17 protein-coding genes are annotated in these 15,838 nt (G+C 63.4%); 4 read left to right on the forward strand and 13 right to left on the reverse strand.

Features of this window, described 5'->3' with window-relative positions; genetic code table 11:
* Window positions 1-44: 44 nt before the first annotated feature.
* The 9 genes from BLW40_RS02725 to BLW40_RS02765 form a co-directional block, all read right to left on the reverse strand.
* The gene (locus BLW40_RS02725; protein WP_074765320.1) at window positions 45-533 is read right to left on the reverse strand and encodes a YchJ family protein; all 489 of its coding nucleotides are present in this window, start codon (window positions 531-533) and stop codon (window positions 45-47) included.
* Between the two features lie 7 nt (window positions 534-540).
* Entirely contained in the window at window positions 541-897 is a 357-nt protein-coding gene (locus BLW40_RS02730) for a hypothetical protein (protein WP_074765322.1), read from the reverse strand.
* 74 nt (window positions 898-971) lie between these two features.
* Window positions 972-1,931 carry a ParB/RepB/Spo0J family partition protein gene (locus BLW40_RS02735; protein ID WP_074765324.1) on the reverse strand — a complete coding sequence of 320 codons (960 nt, stop codon included), beginning with the start codon at window positions 1,929-1,931 and terminating at the stop codon, window positions 972-974.
* A gap of 5 nt (window positions 1,932-1,936) precedes the next feature.
* A complete protein-coding gene (locus BLW40_RS02740) occupies window positions 1,937-2,749 on the reverse strand; it encodes a ParA family protein (RefSeq protein WP_139305465.1) in 813 nt (270 codons plus the stop codon).
* Window positions 2,730-3,350, reverse strand: a complete 621-nt coding sequence (gene rsmG / locus BLW40_RS02745; RefSeq protein ID WP_074765328.1) for a 16S rRNA (guanine(527)-N(7))-methyltransferase RsmG — start codon at window positions 3,348-3,350, stop codon at window positions 2,730-2,732. Before rsmG ends, BLW40_RS02740 begins: the two co-directional genes overlap by 20 nt.
* Window positions 3,347-5,230: a tRNA uridine-5-carboxymethylaminomethyl(34) synthesis enzyme MnmG gene (mnmG, locus tag BLW40_RS02750; RefSeq protein ID WP_074765778.1), complete on the reverse strand. Its 1,884-nt coding sequence runs from the start codon at window positions 5,228-5,230 to the stop codon at window positions 3,347-3,349. The genes rsmG and mnmG overlap by 4 nt, the downstream gene beginning before the upstream one ends.
* Window positions 5,231-5,255: 25 nt before the next feature.
* The gene (mnmE, locus tag BLW40_RS02755) at window positions 5,256-6,581 is read right to left on the reverse strand and encodes a tRNA uridine-5-carboxymethylaminomethyl(34) synthesis GTPase MnmE (RefSeq protein ID WP_074765329.1); all 1,326 of its coding nucleotides are present in this window, start codon (window positions 6,579-6,581) and stop codon (window positions 5,256-5,258) included.
* An 8-nt stretch (window positions 6,582-6,589) separates the two neighbouring features.
* Window positions 6,590-6,946, reverse strand: coding sequence for a (2Fe-2S) ferredoxin domain-containing protein (locus BLW40_RS02760; protein ID WP_074765331.1), 357 nt, complete (start codon window positions 6,944-6,946; stop codon window positions 6,590-6,592).
* 3 nt (window positions 6,947-6,949) lie between these two features.
* Window positions 6,950-7,201, reverse strand: coding sequence for a DUF6489 family protein (locus BLW40_RS02765; protein ID WP_074765333.1), 252 nt, complete (start codon window positions 7,199-7,201; stop codon window positions 6,950-6,952).
* A gap of 165 nt (window positions 7,202-7,366) precedes the next feature.
* Between BLW40_RS02765 and BLW40_RS02770 the strand changes: the two genes are divergently transcribed.
* The 4 genes from BLW40_RS02770 (at window position 7,367) to scpB (ending at window position 11,380) form a co-directional block, all read left to right on the forward strand.
* Entirely contained in the window at window positions 7,367-9,331 is a 1,965-nt protein-coding gene (locus BLW40_RS02770) for a thioredoxin domain-containing protein (RefSeq protein ID WP_074765335.1), read from the forward strand.
* Window positions 9,332-9,431: 100 nt separating this feature from the next.
* Entirely contained in the window at window positions 9,432-9,887 is a 456-nt protein-coding gene (locus BLW40_RS02775; RefSeq protein ID WP_074765337.1) for a methylated-DNA--[protein]-cysteine S-methyltransferase, read from the forward strand.
* A complete protein-coding gene (locus BLW40_RS02780) occupies window positions 9,884-10,285 on the forward strand; it encodes a hypothetical protein (RefSeq protein ID WP_244511026.1) in 402 nt (133 codons plus the stop codon). The genes BLW40_RS02775 and BLW40_RS02780 overlap by 4 nt, the downstream gene beginning before the upstream one ends.
* A 315-nt stretch (window positions 10,286-10,600) precedes the next feature.
* Window positions 10,601-11,380 carry a methylmalonyl-CoA decarboxylase gene (scpB, locus tag BLW40_RS02785; protein WP_074765341.1) on the forward strand — a complete coding sequence of 260 codons (780 nt, stop codon included), beginning with the start codon at window positions 10,601-10,603 and terminating at the stop codon, window positions 11,378-11,380.
* Between the two features lie 83 nt (window positions 11,381-11,463).
* On the opposite strand, the gene rho is transcribed toward scpB, so the two are convergent.
* From rho to hemE, 4 genes are all read right to left on the reverse strand, one after another.
* A complete protein-coding gene (rho, locus tag BLW40_RS02790; RefSeq protein WP_074765343.1) occupies window positions 11,464-12,720 on the reverse strand; it encodes a transcription termination factor Rho in 1,257 nt (418 codons plus the stop codon).
* A 254-nt stretch (window positions 12,721-12,974) separates the two neighbouring features.
* Complete coding sequence (gene hemJ, locus BLW40_RS02795) at window positions 12,975-13,412, reverse strand: protoporphyrinogen oxidase HemJ (RefSeq protein WP_074765345.1); 438 nt, start codon at window positions 13,410-13,412, stop codon at window positions 12,975-12,977.
* A complete protein-coding gene (gene hemH, locus BLW40_RS02800; RefSeq protein ID WP_083386591.1) occupies window positions 13,406-14,437 on the reverse strand; it encodes a ferrochelatase in 1,032 nt (343 codons plus the stop codon). The genes hemJ and hemH overlap by 7 nt, the downstream gene beginning before the upstream one ends.
* Entirely contained in the window at window positions 14,434-15,474 is a 1,041-nt protein-coding gene (gene hemE / locus BLW40_RS02805) for a uroporphyrinogen decarboxylase (protein ID WP_074765347.1), read from the reverse strand. The genes hemH and hemE overlap by 4 nt, the downstream gene beginning before the upstream one ends.
* Window positions 15,475-15,838: the final 364 nt, after the last annotated feature.

Genomic DNA, 15,838 nt, shown 5'->3' on the forward strand with positions numbered 1-15,838 from the left:
CCAAAGACCGCACCAGAACGGCTTTGGACCCGACTAAACCGCCATCAAGCGCCGCAGCACTTCTTGAACTTCTTGCCCGATCCGCAGGAACAGGGATCGTTGCGGCCGGGCAGATCGTTATGGCGGGTTACCGGCATCACCTTGCCGACGTCGCCATCGACATAGAGCCAGCGTCCGTCGATCCGGCGGAACCGCGACAGTTCGAGATGAACCTCGTCCTTGCCGTCGAAATGGAAGCGGGCGCGAAAGGCCACCCTGCCCTCCTGATCGTCCGGCCCACCGGCTTCGGTGCCCAGGATATCGAGGCCCTGCCATTCGGACTCGCGCGCCCATTTCTCGGTCTCGGCGCGATTGAACGGATTTTTACGGTCGGGCGCCAGGGTCTGTTCCAGATAATCGATCGCCTGGACCGTGAAAGCGCTGTAGCGCGAGCGCATCAACGCTTCGGCAGTGGGCGGCAGCGCCGCGCCGGTGATGAAGGGCTCGCAGCAGGTGTCATAGCTCCGTCCGGAGCCGCAGGGACAAGACGTCATGGAAATCTCAAAACTCGATCAGGTTGGAGAAAAGAAAGATGCCGAGAACGGCGAACAGATAGAACGCACCGCCCACTCCCAGCATGAACAGCAGATTGCCCACCGTCCGGATCGGGTGTCGCGACCGTTCGCGCTTGACCCGCTCGGGGGCGCGGCGTTCGTGGCCGCCGACAATCGTGATGAAATGGCGGCCGCCAAAAAACGGGAAAGACAGCCGGATGTTGATCGGGTGATAACGCCAACTGATCGGCTTGGCCGCATTCCACAGCGCGGCCCTCTGCTCCGGGGTGAAAGACTTCACCACGTCGTCGGGCAGGTTCGCCAGCAATGCGTCAAGCGGTGCGGTGCTCTCGCTCGGCCTCATCGGACTTGTCCCTCATCGGTCGGACAGACCATTTTACAAAGAGTGGCCCGGTCTGAACAGTCCCGCTACCGATCTTAACCAAAGAACGGTTCGCCCTCGCTCTCGCTTTCGCACGACCGGTCGGGGCGACGGGCCAGACGCGACAGCAGATCGTCCAATTGTTCGAGCGAGCCATAGGCGATCGTCAGTTCGCCCCCCTTGCCCAGCGGCTTCATCGCGACACGGCAGCCCAACATTTCGGTCAGATCGCGTTCCAGCGCGACCAGATCGGCGTCCTTACCGCCCTCGACCGGCCGACCGGCGGCGGTGGATTTGGGCTTGTTCTGGCTGGCCACCAGTTTTTCGGTCTGGCGGACGTTCAAGCCCTTGGACACCACTTCGTGCGCCAGTCCGACCGGATCGTCGGCGGTCAGCAGAGCGCGGGCATGACCCGCCGTCAATTCGCCCTTCTCCAGCAACGCCCGCACCGGTTCGGGCAGCGCCAGCAGCCGGATCATGTTGGCAACGTGCGAGCGGCTTTTGCCGACCGCCTTGGCCAGTTCTTCCTGGGTGTGGGAGAATTCCTCCATCAGGCGGCGATAGCCGTCGGCCTCTTCGAGCGCCGACAGATCCTGACGCTGCAAATTCTCGACCAGGGCGACTTCCAGCGCCTCGCGGTCGGAAAGCTCGCTGACGATGGCCGGAACCTCGTGCAGCCGCGCCCGCTGGGCGGCGCGCCAACGCCGCTCACCGGCGATGATCTCGAAACGGCCGGGATGGTCGGGCAGCGGGCGGACCAGCAGCGGCTGGAGAATCCCTTTGTCGCGGATCGATTCGACCAGATCGGCAATCTGATCCTCGTCGAAATGGCGGCGCGGCTGGAACCGCCCCGGCTGGAGCCACTCGACCGGAATCGTGCGCAGACCGATTGCCGACGCGGCAACCTCTGCCCCGGCGGCGACGGCGGTATTGACCGCGGCGACGGCGGTGGCGGCATTGTCCCCCAGCAGAGCGGACAGACCGCGCCCCAGACCCTTTTTTCTTTCCTCGGCCACGATTCTTACGTCCTCAAATCCCGCTCGCGTTTCAACACTTCCGAAGCCAGATGCAGATAAGCCTCGGAGCCACTGCATTTCATATCGTACAGCAGCACCGGCTTGCCATGGCTGGGAGCCTCGGACACCCGGACATTGCGCGGGATCACGGTGTTGTAGACTTTGTCGCCGAAAAAGTCGCGGACATCGGCGGCGACCTGATCGGACAGATTATTGCGTTTGTCGAACATCGTCAGGATGATGCCCTGGAGCACCAGACCGGGATTGAACGCCTGACGCACCCGCTCAATCGTCTTGACCAGATGGCTGATGCCTTCCAGCGCGAAAAACTCGCATTGCAGCGGCACCAGCACCGCGTCGGCCCCGACCAGGGCGTTCAGCGTCAGCAGGTTCAGCGAGGGCGGGCAATCGATCAGGACGTAATCGAACGATTCGAGCGATCCGGCCAGCGCGTCGCGCAGCCGGTGTTCGCGCCGGTCGAAATCAATCAGTTCGATCTCGGCCCCCGACAGATCGACCCCCGACGGCACCACGGTCAGACCGGGAATGTCGGTGGTGATCGCGGTATCGCTCAGCGAAGCCTCGCCCATCAGGACGTGATAGATGTTGGTCGCGCGCGACGCCCGGTCGATGCCCAGCCCGGTGCTGGCGTTTCCCTGGGGATCGAGATCGATAATCAGGACGTTGCGCCGTGTCGCCGCCAACGCCGTCGCCAGATTGATCGCGGTGGTGGTCTTGCCCACTCCGCCCTTCTGGTTGGCGATGGCGATGACCCGCGCCGTCGGGGTGACGGCGCTGCTAGTGCTGGGCTGAGCCACGGCATACCTCTCGAAGCTGAAGGACAACCCCCTCCGGATCGGTCAGCGACCTAATCCGGCGGTGGCCGATCTTCCATTCTTTCGCAGTCGCGGTCAATTCGTCTTCCGCTCCCCGCCCCTTGAGAAACAGGCATTGCCCGCCGGGGCCGAGGTGGGGCGCGGCCCAGTCGAGCAATCGCGACAGCGGAGCCAGGGCGCGGGCGGTGACGATGTCGGCGCCCAGCGGCTCCACCTGCTCGATCCGGCGGTTCAGAATCGTCACCGTTGTTCCGGTCAGGCGGGCCGCCTCGCGCAGGAAGGCGCATTTGCGGGCGTCGCTCTCGACCAGATGGACGTCGGGCGCGCCAAGGATGGCCAGCACCAGACCGGGGAATCCGGCCCCGCTGCCGAGATCGGCGAGACGGCGGGCCTCGGGCGGCAACAGCGGCCAAAGCTGGGCCGAATCGAGAATGTGGCGGGTCCACAGATCGGGCAGCGTGTCCGGCCCGACCAGATTGATCCGTGCCTGCCAGCGGGTCAGCAGTCCGGCGTAAATCTCCAGCCGCCCGATTGTTTCACGTGAAACGCCGAGCCCGGCCAGGGCCTTGCGAGGGTCACTCATGCGCTTTTCCTCTCGGCGGTCTGGCGCTTGACATGACCCAGCAACGCCGTCACCGCCGCCGGAGTGACGCCGGAAATCCGCGCCGCCGCCGCCAGACTGGCGGGCCGGGCCGCTTTCAGCTTGGTCCGCACCTCGGTCGAGAGCGAGCCGATCGCATCGTAATCAAGGTCGGCAGGCAGCTCCATCGCCTCTTCCCGGCGATAGGCCCGGATGTCGGCCTCCTGCCGCTCGACATAACCGGCATAGGTTCCCTCGGATTCCAGCACTTCGGCCAACCCAGGATCGAGGTCGGCCAGTTCGGGCCATACCCCGGCCAGCCGGTCCAGATCGAGAGTGGGATAGGCCAGCAGATCCCAGGCCGAGCGGATCACTCCGTCCTGGTTGATCTCCAGCCCCGCCCGGGCCAGCAGAGTCGGCGAGGCCGACAGACCCTTCAACAGCACCCTGCCCTGCTCCAGCGCTTTGAAGCGGGCGGCAAACGCCTCGGCCCGGATCGAGCCGACGCAGCCTGCCGCGAGACCCTTGGGGGTCAGGCGCTGGTCGGCATTGTCGGCCCGCAGCAGCAGGCGATATTCGGCCCGCGAGGTGAACATCCGATAGGGTTCGCTGGTGCCGAGACTGACCAGATCGTCGATCATCACCCCGATATAGGCGTCGGCGCGGTCAAGGATCAGCGGTTCCTGCCCGCCGCAGGCGCGGGCGGCATTGATCCCGGCGATCAGCCCCTGCGCCCCCGCCTCCTCATAGCCGGTGGTGCCGTTGATCTGTCCGGCCAGATACAGGCCCGGCACGTCGCGCAGTTCCAGCGAACGGAGCAGCGCGCGGGGATCGACGTAATCGTACTCGATCGCATAACCGGGGCGCAGCATCACGCAGCGCTCCAGACCGGGAATGCTGGCGATCATCGCCTTTTGCACATCCTCGGGCAGTGAGGTTGAAATGCCGTTGGGATAGATGGTCGGGTCGTCGAGACCTTCGGGTTCGAGGAAAATCTGATGCCGCTCGCGGTCGGCAAAGCGGATCACCTTGTCCTCGATACTGGGGCAATAGCGCGGCCCGGTTCCGGTGATCTGGCCGGAATAGATCGGGGCGCGGTCGAGATTGTCGCGGATGATCGCGTGGGTCTGGGGCGTCGTCGCGGTGATGCCGCAGCTAATCTGCGGGGTGGTGATCGCCTCGGTCAGGAAGGAAAACGGCCGGGGCGGCGTGTCTCCCGCCTGCATCTCGAGCGACGCCCAATCAATCGTCCGCCCGTCCAGCCGGGCCGGAGTCCCGGTCTTCAGCCGCCCCAGCGGCAGCTTCAGCCGCTCCAACGCCGCCGCCAGTCCCAGTGCGGGAGACTCGCCGACGCGACCAGCGGGCCAGGTCTTGGGGCCGACATGGATCATTCCGCGCAGAAAGGTTCCGGTGGTGATCACCACCGCACCGCAGGCGATGTCCTGGCCGTCGGCCAGCGTGACCCCGACCACCCTGCCCTGCTCGACGATCAGATCCTCGACCGAGCCTTCGAGCAGGGTCAGCCCGGCGACCTCGTCCAGCACCGCGCGCATTGCCTTGCGATACAGGGCACGGTCGGCCTGGGCACGAGGACCGCGCACCGCCGGTCCCTTCGCCTGATTGAGCATCCGGAATTGAATCCCGGCGCGGTCGATCACCCGTCCCATCACCCCATCCAGGGCATCGATTTCGCGCACCAACTGACCCTTGGCCAGCCCGCCAATCGCCGGATTGCACGACATCTCACCGATGGTGGCGAGACGCTGGGTCACCAGAATTGTTGTCGCCCCAACCCGCGCCGCGGCGGCAGCGGCCTCACATCCGGCGTGACCGGCGCCGATCACCACGACATCGACCCGGCCCCGTTCGAGCGTCTGTTTCACGTGAAACACACCTTTCTGATCCAAATTACTTGCCGATGCAGAACTCGGCGAAGATCGCGCCCAGCACCTCATCGGTCTCAACCCGGCCGGTGATCCGGCCCAAAGCGGTTGCCGCTGCCCGCAGCGATTCGGCGGCAAGGCCAAGATCGACCGAAGGATCAAAGCCGGACAGAGCGACAAAGGCCGCTTCGGCCGCCGCCCGATGCCGGGCTCGGGTCAGCACCGGAGCCGATCCAACCGCGAATCGCTGCTGCAATTCCCCCTCGATCCAGCCAACAAGCTGGTCAAGACCGTCGCCGGTTTTGGCCGACACTGCGACCGCCGGACGCCCGGCAACGCGATCGGGGAGAGGGGCGGCAGCAAGATCGCGCTTGTTCAGCACCACCAGGGTCGAATCGTCTATCACCTCGCGGGTCGCTTCGTCCAGAACCGGAACCAGGGCAGCATCAAACACCGCCAGTTTCAGGTCGGCCATTCCGGCCCGGGCCAGGGCACGGCGCACCCCCTCCGCCTCGATCTGGCCTTCGGCCTCGCGCAGACCGGCGGTGTCGGCCAGGATCGCGGGCCAGCCACCGAGATCGAGATGAACCTCGATCACGTCCCGCGTCGTCCCCGCTTCGGCCGAAACGATCGCCGCCTCGCGCCCGGCCAGCCGGTTGAGCAGACTGGACTTCCCGGCGTTAGGGGCTCCCAGCAGAGTAATATGCAGCCCGTCGCGCAGGATTTCGCCCCGGCGATCATCGGCGAGATGGGCGGCAAGGTCGGCGGCCAACGCCGCCGCCTCGGTCTGGGTTAGCGTGATCAGAGAGGGGGGAAGGTCTTCCTCGGCGAAGTCGATCGCCGCCTCCAGCCGGGCCAGGATCGACACCAGCCGTCGCCGCCACTCCTCGATCAGCGCGGCCAGCGCGCCGTCCATCTGCCGCAACGCCTGACGGCGCTGCGCCGCGGTTTCGGCGGCGACCAGATCGGCAATCGCCTCGGCATGGGTCAGGTCGATCTTGCCGTTGGCAAAGGCGCGGCGACTGAACTCGCCCGGTTCGGCCGGACGCAGCCCCAATCCGGACAGCGCCCGCCCCAGCCCTTGGGCCACGGCGCGGCCGCCATGAAGATGAAGCTCGACGACATCCTCGCCGGTAAAACTGGCCGGGGCGGGAAACCACAGGGCCAGACCGTCGTCGATCGGCTCGCCATCGCGGTCGGTCAGCACCGCCCGGACGGCACGGCGTGGCGGCGGCAAGGGTCGGCCAGTCAGGGCGAGAAGAGCGTCGGCGCTGCCCTGCCCCGACAGCCGCCACACCGCGATCCCGGCGCGTCCGGTTCCGCTGGCAAGGGCATAAATCGTATCGGCCATCGCGCGGATTACGCCGTCAGGACGGGGTGGGCGTCGGGCGGGAGCAGCAGACGCTCGACCCGACCGCCCCGGCCGAGATGGGTTTCCAAAATCTCGTCGATGTCGGCAAGGGTGTCGAAGCGGTACCACACCCCGTCGGGATAGACCACCAGCAGCGGCCCCAATTCGCAGCGGCCGAGACAGCCAGCACTGTTGACCCGGACGTCCTTCAGCCCCAGCGCCTTGGCCCGGGTCTTCAAATGATCGCGGGCGGCGTCGGATTTGTGGGCGCCGCAGCCGGGGCGGGCGGCATCGGGGGGACGCTGATTGGTGCAGACAAAAACGTGAAGACGGAAATAAAGCTCGGAATCAACGGACGAGGTCACGGATCAGGTCTCCTTGGGTCGGCCGCCAGAGGTGGCAAAATGCGACCAGAACAGCTTTTGCAATTGCTCCATCCCCTGAACCCCGGCCGGAAGCCAGACCTTGAACATCGTTTCCGGATCGACGGCGTTGAGGCTGGATTCCATCCGCTCTTGAATCTGGCTCATCATCGCCTGCTGCATCGGCCTGACATCAGGCAGACCGAGAAAGCTGCGCAATTCTTCCGGGGTGCAGTCCAAATCGACGGTGATCTTCATGCTGGCTCCGATCTGGCGGGGTCGCAGGGGAGGACCGCTCTTGTCGCCAGCGGCCCGGCACCCAAACTAAGCCTAGTGCCGAAATGGCGCAATCACGGCCCCGCGATCTCCAGATGGGAAACCGGGACCGTCGCCACCAGAGACGCCGTGTAAGGAGAGCAGGACATGCCGGTCAACCGCCTCGCCAACGAGACCAGCCCCTACCTGCTCCACCATGCCGCCGATCCGGTGGCGTGGCAGGTCTGGGGCAGCGAAGCCCTAACCGAGGCCAAACGCCTCAATCGGCCGATCATGCTGTCGGTCGGCTATTCCGCCTGCCATTGGTGCCATGTGATGGCCGACGAGAGCTTTCGCGATCCCGCCATCGCCGCCCGGATCAACGATTGCTTCGTCGCGATCAAGGTCGATCGCGAGGAACGGCCCGATCTCGACACGGTCTATCAGCATGCCCTGGCGATGATGGGTCAGCCGGGGGGATGGCCGCTGACACTGTTCCTGACCCCGGACACGGTGCCGTTCTGGGGTGGCACCTACTTCCCGCCCGAGCGGCGCTATGGCCGCCCCTCCTTCGCCGAGGTGCTGGACGGGATCGCCGCCGCCTGGAGCCGCGACGACAGCGCGATTACCACTCAGGCCGAGCGGATGCGGGCCGCCCTGGCTCCGTTGGCGCTCTCTCCCGGCGGAGACGGAATCGTTTCCGGCCAAGGACGCGAAATCGCCGAAGCGATGTTGCGACTGGCCGATCCGGTCCATGGCGGCTTTGGCTCGGCACCAAAATTCCCCCAACCGGCCTTGCTGCGCTTTTTGTGGCGCTCGTCCCTGGCCGGAGCCGATCCCCGCCTGGGGCAACAGGTGATCCTGACGCTGGATTGCCTGTGCCGGGGCGGGATCTGCGACCAACTGGGCGGCGGGTTCATGCGCTATGCCACCGATGCCGCCTGGATCGTCCCTCATTTCGAAAAGATGCTGTACGACAACGCCCAATTGATCGGGCTGCTGACCGAAGTGTGGCGGCGCACCGGCAGCCCGCTCTATCGCCTCGCGGTGAGCGAGGCGATTGGCTGGCTCGGACGCGAGATGAGCGACGAGAGCGGCGGGTTCACCGCTGCCCTCGACGCCGACAGCGAGGGCAGCGAAGGCGCGTTCTATACCTGGAGTGCCGAGGAGATCGAGCAAGCGCTGCCCCCTGCCCTCGCCGCCCGCTTCCTCACCCTGTACGACGTGAGGCACGGCGGCAATTGGGAGGGCCGCTCGATCCTTCACCGCAACCACCTCCACGGCAGCGGTGACGAGAGCGGCCTGGACGAAGCCAAATCGCTGCTGCTAGCCCACCGCGCCACCCGCCCCCGCCCCGCCTGCGACGACAAGATTCTGACCGACTGGAACGGACTGACGATCCGCGCCCTGGCCGAGGCCGGGCTGGCCTTCGAGCGGCCGGATTGGAGCGAGGCGGCCCGGACCGCCTTTGCCACAATTGTCGCCCGGTCGGCCTTGCCCGGCGGCCGCCTCGCCCATGTCTGGTGCGCCGGTCGGGTCGGTCCGGTCGGGGTGATCGACGATTACGCCCATCTGGCCGCCGCGGCGATCGCGCTCTATGCCGATGGGGGCGAGGTCGCTTTTCTCGATCAGGCGCGGATTTGGCTCGATAGCGCTCATCGTCATCATTGGGACAAGGCTGGCGGCGGCTATTTCCTCTCGGCCGACGATGCCGCCGACGTGCCGGTGCGGGCCAAGCCCTTTTTCGATTCCGTCGTCCCTTCCGGCAATGGGGCGATGGCCGAAACCCTGGCGCTGATGCATCTGGTCAGCGGCGAAGCGGTGTGGCGCGAGCGGGCCGAAGCAGTGCTGGCGGCCTTCTCCGCCGCCCTGCCCGATCATGGTTCGTCGATGGCGGTGTTTCTCGACGCCGCCGCTCTGCTCGAGCGGCCGCTGAAGGTGACGATTTCCGGTCCGGCCGACGATGAAGCCTGCACCCGCATGGTGCGTTGCGCCGTGACCTCGGGCTTGAGCCCGCTGGTGCTGATCCGCCAACGGCGGCACGGCACGGCCCAGGCCCTGGTTTGCCAGGGTCCGGTCTGTCTTGCCCCGGTCGAGGACGAATCCGCGCTGGAGCAAATCCTGCGATCCTGAATTTTGTGGGCTCTGCCCACACCCGCCGCGGGCAGTGCCCTTGGAACCCAATCGAAAAGGAGTCTTTCGGGGCAACGCCGGTTTGAGTTACTCTGTTGATATGGCTCATTTGTCGTTTACCTCGCCCGTCGGCCCGCTGGCGCTATTCGAACAGGACGGCGCGATTGTCGCGCTTGATTGGGGCTGGCTGCCCGAAGCGGAAGAAACACCGCTGCTGCTGCGCGCCCGCGACCAATTGGAAGCGTATTTCGACGGTCGGCTTCGCACCGGCTTTGACCTACCGCTGGCCGCCGAGGGCACAGCGTTCCAAAAGCGCGTCTGGGCCGCGCTGACGGCGATTCCGTTCGGCGAGACCCGCACCTATGGAGAGATCGCTACGGCGCTTGGCAGCAGCCCGCGCGCGGTTGGCGGGGCATGCGGGCGTAACCCCATCCCGATCATCGTTCCCTGCCATCGCGTCCTTGGCGCCAACGGCAGCCTGGGCGGCTATTCCGGCATCGACGGAACCGAGACCAAGGCGGCCCTGCTGCGGTTGGAGAACGGAGGCCAGAGGTGAGCCGATTCTCCGCCCGCCAAATCGGTCTCTACGCCATTTGCGGCGCGTGGATGGCGTGGGCGGTGTGGAGCCAGTTCCTGACAATTCCCACCGGCGACGTTGAAAATCACAGTTCCCTCTCGGTACGGGAACGGATGAACGATTGTTCGGGAACCTTTCAGCAACGCTACGATTGCAAAAACACTATCGTCATCGAGACCGACCGGATGACGTTCCTCAACATGATCGGTCGGATCGTTATTGTCGTTCTGCCGCCGCTTCTTTTGATCGGTGCCTTGAATTTCACCGGGCGGCGGCGCGACGATGACGACGGCACCAGTGCTGGCGGCGACGAATGGACCAGCCCGTCCCATTATCGCCGCCGCTATCATCGGCGCACCAGCAGCCGTCACGATTAGATAGTCTCCCGTGAAAAAGTCCCTCGCTGTCGCTCGGTGTACTTTTTCCCGTTGGACTAAAAGGAGAAAAATGGGCTAGGGGCGGCCCAGCGCCCATTTTTCGTGTTGTATGTTTCACCAGCCTCCGAAGCCGTGGGCGTCGCCCATCGGCCTCGGAGGGAACCAAATCCATCCCCGCGCGGAAAGCTTGATTGAGCACGGGGATTCTTTTTGAACCGGGGAAAAGTACACTGAGGCCAAAGGCCGAAGGACTTTTTCACGAACGACTAGATAGACCAGCCAATCCCCCCCATCTGGCAGGAAAGAACGCCCGCGATGAGCTTGACCAAAATCGAGCAGAACGGACATGTGCTGACGATTACCCTGACCAATCAGGAACGCCGTAACGTCCTCAGCGAAGCGATGATCAATGAAATTCTGGCCGGATTGGATCAGGCCCGCGCCGCTAAATCCCGCGCCGTGATCTTGCGAGCCGAACCCGGCGTTCGGGTGTGGTCCGCCGGACATGATATTTCGGAATTGCCCCACAGCCACCGCGATCCGCTGGGCTGGAGCGATCCACTCCGGGTAGTGATACGGGCGTTAGAGGAATTCCCCGCCCCGATCATTGCCCTGATCGAAGGCGGAGTCTGGGGCGGAGCCTTCGAAATGGTGCTGGCCTGCGACATCCTGGTGGCAACCCCGGAATCCTGCTTTGCCATTACCCCGGCGAAATTGGGAATACCCTACAATATCGTGGGGCTGTTGACCTTCATCAACACCACCAGTCTGCATGCGGTCAAGGAAATGGCGTTCTGCGCCCAACCAGTCGCGGCCGACCGCGCTTTAACCCTGGGCATCATCAATCACCTGCAACCGGCCGATAAAATCACCGATTTCTGCCTCGAAATGGCGCGGGGAATCGCCAAGCTGGCCCCGCTGGCGATTGCGGTGATGAAAGAGGAATTGCGGGTGTTGGCCTCTGCCCACGCAATCACGCCCCGGATGTTCGAACGGGTTCAGGGCCTGCGCCGCAAGGTCTATGACGGCCACGATTATGTCGAAGGGGTAAAGGCGTTCCGGGAAAAACGCGCCCCGGTCTTTACCGGGGAATAAAAAGCAGGGCTTTGCCCCTCGCTTCCTTAATTCCCAGTCAAAAAGAAAATCGGGGGGAATTTCCCCCCGATTCTCAAAATATCTTACGAATTCATCGCATCGAAGAAATCGGCGTTGTTCTTCGAATGCTTCAGCTTGTCGACCAGGAATTCCATCGCATCGACAACGCCCATCGGCATCAGAATGCGACGAAGCACCCACATCTTCGACAAGGTGCCCTTCTCGACCAGCAATTCTTCCTTACGGGTGCCCGACTTGGTGATGTCGATCGCCGGGAAGGTCCGCTTATCGCTGAGCTTACGGTCGAGAATGATTTCCGAATTGCCAGTGCCCTTGAACTCTTCAAAGATCACTTCGTCCATGCGCGACCCGGTATCAATCAGGGCGGTGGCGATGATCGACAGCGACCCACCCTCTTCGATATTGCGGGCGGCACCGAAGAAGCGCTTGGGACGCTGAAGCGCGTTGGCATCGACACCACCGGTCAGCACCTTGCCCGAGCTCGGCACCACCGTGTTGTAGGCCCGCGCCAGACGGGTGATCGAATCGAGCAGGATCACGACGTCGCGCTTGTGCTCGACCAGACGCTTGGCCTTCTCCAGCACCATTTCGGTAACCTGGACGTGGCGCGAGGCCGGTTCGTCGAAGGTCGAGCTGATCACTTCGCCCTTCACCGAGCGCGCCATGTCGGTGACTTCTTCGGGGCGCTCGTCGATCAGGAGAACGATCAGATAGACTTCGGGGTGATTGGCGGAAATGGCATGGGCCATGTTCTGCAACATCACCGTCTTACCGGTGCGGGGCGGCGCGACGATCAGCGCGCGCTGGCCCTTGCCGATCGGCGCCACCAGATCAATCACCCGGGTGGTGAGATCCTTCTTGGTCGGATCGTCGATCTCAAGCCGCAGCTTTTCATCGGGGTAAAGCGGGGTCAGATTGTCGAAATTAATCCGATGGCGGACGTTTTCCGGCGGCTCGAAATTAATCGAATTGACCTTCAGCAGGGCAAAATAACGCTCGCCATCCTTGGGAGCGCGAATCTGTCCCTCGACGGTGTCACCGGTGCGAAGACCAAAGCGGCGCACCTGGCTCGGGCTGACATAGATGTCATCAGGGCCGGGAAGATAGTTCGCCTCGGGGCTGCGGAGGAATCCAAAACCGTCCTGAAGGATCTCCAGAACGCCGTCGCCATAGATCGGGGTATCGTTATCGGCGAGCTGCTTCAGAATCGCGAACATCATGTCCTGCTTTCTGAGCGTGCTGGCGTTCTCGACCTCTAGCTCTTCGGCGAATGCCAATAGCTCGGCGGGAGACTTCTTTTTCAGGTCCTGAAGATGCATGGAGCTGGTATCCGTTCAAATGCCTTGGAGCGGATCATCGGTCCGACGGGCGCTGACCGGATACGGTCTTGGGCCACGGGCCAAAGCAAGGCCGGTCGGAATCGATCCGGCAAGGGGGCGGGACGGTAAATCAGCCGGGGCGAGGGGAAACCCGGAATATTCGCTCACCTTTAGCCAAACACTCGTCTGCTGTCAAACGGGATTAACGCTGGTGAGAATGTCCCGGACCAACGGCGGGGTCCGGGACGGTAGGATCAGAACGGCTTAACGATCACCAAAATAACGATTGCGATCATCAGCAGGGTCGGACCTTCGTTCAGAACGCGAAAGAACTTTTCCGGCCGCTTATTGCGATCGGCGGCGAAATCGTTCTTACAGCGGATCAGGAACAGGTGCGCCAGCGTCATCAGGACGACGAAGGCCAGCTTGGCGTGGAACCAGGGCTGGGAGAACATCTCGAAATCGATCGCGATCCACAGACCGAGCGCCCAACTGACGATCATCGCCGGAGTCATGATCGCCTTCAGCAGGCGGCGTTCCATCACCTTGAACTTTTCCGACGCCTCGGACCCAGGCTGAACCTGAGTGTGATAGACGAACAGACGGGGCAAATACAACATTCCCGCCATCCACGAAATAACCGCGATGACGTGAACCGATTTGACCCAAAGATAAGATTCACCACTCAGCATTGACAGCCCCCTCCCAAACAGGTTTGGCCCAAGGAACTGCATCCGCCTTCGCCCGATCCGGCCTTGGGATCGCGCACGACTTCGGCCAGGGCTTTGATGAAAAAGGGATGGCAGCCCAGCGCAGGTACCCGGATATAGCCCGGAATTCCCAGCGTTTCGGCCTCTTGACGATATTCGATGTCGAGTTCGACCAGCGTTTCCGAATGTTCGGAGACAAAGGCGACCGGAACGACGACGACGGGAACCTGATCTTTCCCGGCACGTTCCAGTTCGCTTTGGATCGACGGTCCGATCCATTCCATCGAGCCGACCCGACTTTGATAGCACAACGCCCAATCGAGATCGGGAATGCCGGTAGCCTTGGCCACCGCCTTGGTGGTTTGCTCAACCTGGACCTGATAAGGGTCGCCGTTGTCGATCATCTTTTTGGGCAGACTGTGCGCCGAAAAAAGGATCCGCGGCTTTCCCTTGTCCTTGGCCTCGTCATAGCCGAGCCGGACCAGATCGGCCAGGGCTTCGACCATGTAGCGCTGAGTCGGATAGCAACACGACAGCCGTGATGGAATCCGCAACCGCAGACGCTTGGCCTGCGATTGCCATTCCTTCAGCGACGATCCCGCCGTCGTCATCGAGAATTGCGGGTACAGGGGCAGAAGAACGACCTGATCCGCTTTCCACGCTTTGACGGATTCGACCGTTTCGCTGGTAAAGGGATGCCAATACCGCATTGCGATGAAGCAGCGATAGCCAGGCCCAAGCAAGTTTTCCAACTCGCGGGCCTGGGCCTCGGTTTGGGCGACCAAAGGGGATCGCCCACCGATATTGGCGTAGATATCGCGCGCAGCGGGCGCCCGCCGCTTGGAAATCATCTTGGCGATCAGCCAGCGCAGAGGGGCCGGGACGTCGATGATCGCCCTGTCGTTGAACAGGTTGAACAAAAACGGCTCGACCGCCTCGGGACTGTCAGGACCACCGAGGTTGAACAGCACGACGGCTGTTCTACTGCCCGCTGCGTCGGTCATCATCCCTTCCAGTTTTTGACCCGCTCTGCCAACCGGCCAACGTTTTCCGGCGGGGTCGGGGGGACGATACCATGCCCGAGATTGAAGATGAACGGACCCTTGCCGAGCTTGGTGAGAACCCGATCGATTCCGGCGTCAAGCGCTTCGCCGCCCGCGACCAGCAACAGCGGGTCGAGATTGCCCTGAACGGTGCAATGCGGCTGCAATTCGGCGGCGGCCCAATCCAGCGGGACCGACGAATCGATCGAAACGCCATCGACCTTGGTCTCAAGCACGTAGCGCTTGTAGAGAACACCGGCCCCACGCGGGAAGCCGATCACCGGAACGCCGGGACGTTCGGCACGGATGCGCTCGACCAACGCACGGGTCGGGGCGATCACCCATTTGTCGAACTCCAGTTCCGGCAGCGCACCGGCCCAGGTGTCGAAAATCTGGATGACTTCGGCGCCGTTGTCGATCTGACGGATCAGATAATCGCCGGTCGCCTGGACCAGCAGAGCCATCAGGCGGCCGAACAGTTCCGGCTGGGCAAACATCATCCCCTTGGCGTTGGGGAAGTCCTTCGAGCCGCTGCCTTCGACCATATAGGTCGCCACCGTCCAGGGAGCCCCGGCAAAGCCGATCAGAGCGGTGGTGGTGGGGATCGCCTTCGACAGACCGGCCATCGTGGCGTAGACCGGCGCGAGGTGGTCGTGGAAGCCCGAGAGGTTGAGACGGTCAAGGTCTGCTGCCGAGCGAATCGGGGGCAGAACCGGACCTTCGCCTTCTCTGAAGGAGACTTTCTGTCCGAGCGCGTCGGGGACGACCAGGATGTCGCTGAACAGGATCGCGGCATCGAAGCCATAGCGGCGCAACGGCTGCAACGTCACCTCGACCGCCAGATCCGGCGTGTAACACAGATCGAGGAAGCTGCCGGCCTGCGTGCGGGTGGCACGATATTCCGGAAGGTACCGACCAGCCTGACGCATCAGCCAGAACGGCGGAGGGGTGAGGATTTCGCCGGCGAGGGCGCGGAGGAAGGGTTTGGTTGAGTTGGACACGGGGTCAGCCTTGGTTCGAGTGGTCCCCCTCTCTTACCTTCTTTAGGAGTTAAGGAAAAGAAGGCAGTGTGTAGAGGATGCCTGTGGATGACGGGGATTAGCCCTTGCCCCCAAATTATCCCCAGGCTTGTCCGGTCGGGCGGCGACGGACCCGCGGATCGGGGGCATTTCGGAGTCGATCCGAGCCAAGTGCTTGATTCCAAGCGGGACGACGCCTTGCGGATAAAGCTGGGGATAATGGGGAAAACCCGTGGCCGCCCGGCTGATTCACGTTATTCTCGCCGACGGGTACGAAACTTTTGGACAGACTCATCAGTCGGGGCGTGGAATATGAGGCTCCGGGGAGCGAATCCAGCGCGTTTCG

The sequence above is a fragment of the Magnetospirillum fulvum genome, assembly GCF_900108475.1.
Taxonomy (GTDB): domain Bacteria; phylum Pseudomonadota; class Alphaproteobacteria; order Rhodospirillales; family Magnetospirillaceae; genus Phaeospirillum; species Phaeospirillum fulvum_A.

Excerpts from the sequence above, each read along its gene's own strand:
- hemH (WP_083386591.1), bottom strand. The coding sequence starts at position 14,437 with ATGATGACCGACGCAGCGGGCAGTAGAACAGCCGTCGTGCTGTTCAAC.
- rsmG (WP_074765328.1), bottom strand. The coding sequence starts at position 3,350 with ATGAGTGACCCTCGCAAGGCCCTGGCCGGGCTCGGCGTTTCACGTGAA.
- BLW40_RS02765 (WP_074765333.1), bottom strand. The coding sequence starts at position 7,201 with ATGAAGATCACCGTCGATTTGGACTGCACCCCGGAAGAATTGCGCAGC.
- BLW40_RS02730 (WP_074765322.1), bottom strand. The coding sequence starts at position 897 with ATGAGGCCGAGCGAGAGCACCGCACCGCTTGACGCATTGCTGGCGAAC.
- rho (WP_074765343.1), bottom strand. The coding sequence starts at position 12,720 with ATGCATCTTCAGGACCTGAAAAAGAAGTCTCCCGCCGAGCTATTGGCA.
- hemJ (WP_074765345.1), bottom strand. The coding sequence starts at position 13,412 with ATGCTGAGTGGTGAATCTTATCTTTGGGTCAAATCGGTTCACGTCATC.
- BLW40_RS02775 (WP_074765337.1), top strand. The coding sequence starts at position 9,432 with ATGGCTCATTTGTCGTTTACCTCGCCCGTCGGCCCGCTGGCGCTATTC.
- BLW40_RS02725 (WP_074765320.1), bottom strand. The coding sequence starts at position 533 with ATGACGTCTTGTCCCTGCGGCTCCGGACGGAGCTATGACACCTGCTGC.
- BLW40_RS02770 (WP_074765335.1), top strand. The coding sequence starts at position 7,367 with ATGCCGGTCAACCGCCTCGCCAACGAGACCAGCCCCTACCTGCTCCAC.
- mnmE (WP_074765329.1), bottom strand. The coding sequence starts at position 6,581 with ATGGCCGATACGATTTATGCCCTTGCCAGCGGAACCGGACGCGCCGGG.
- scpB (WP_074765341.1), top strand. The coding sequence starts at position 10,601 with ATGAGCTTGACCAAAATCGAGCAGAACGGACATGTGCTGACGATTACC.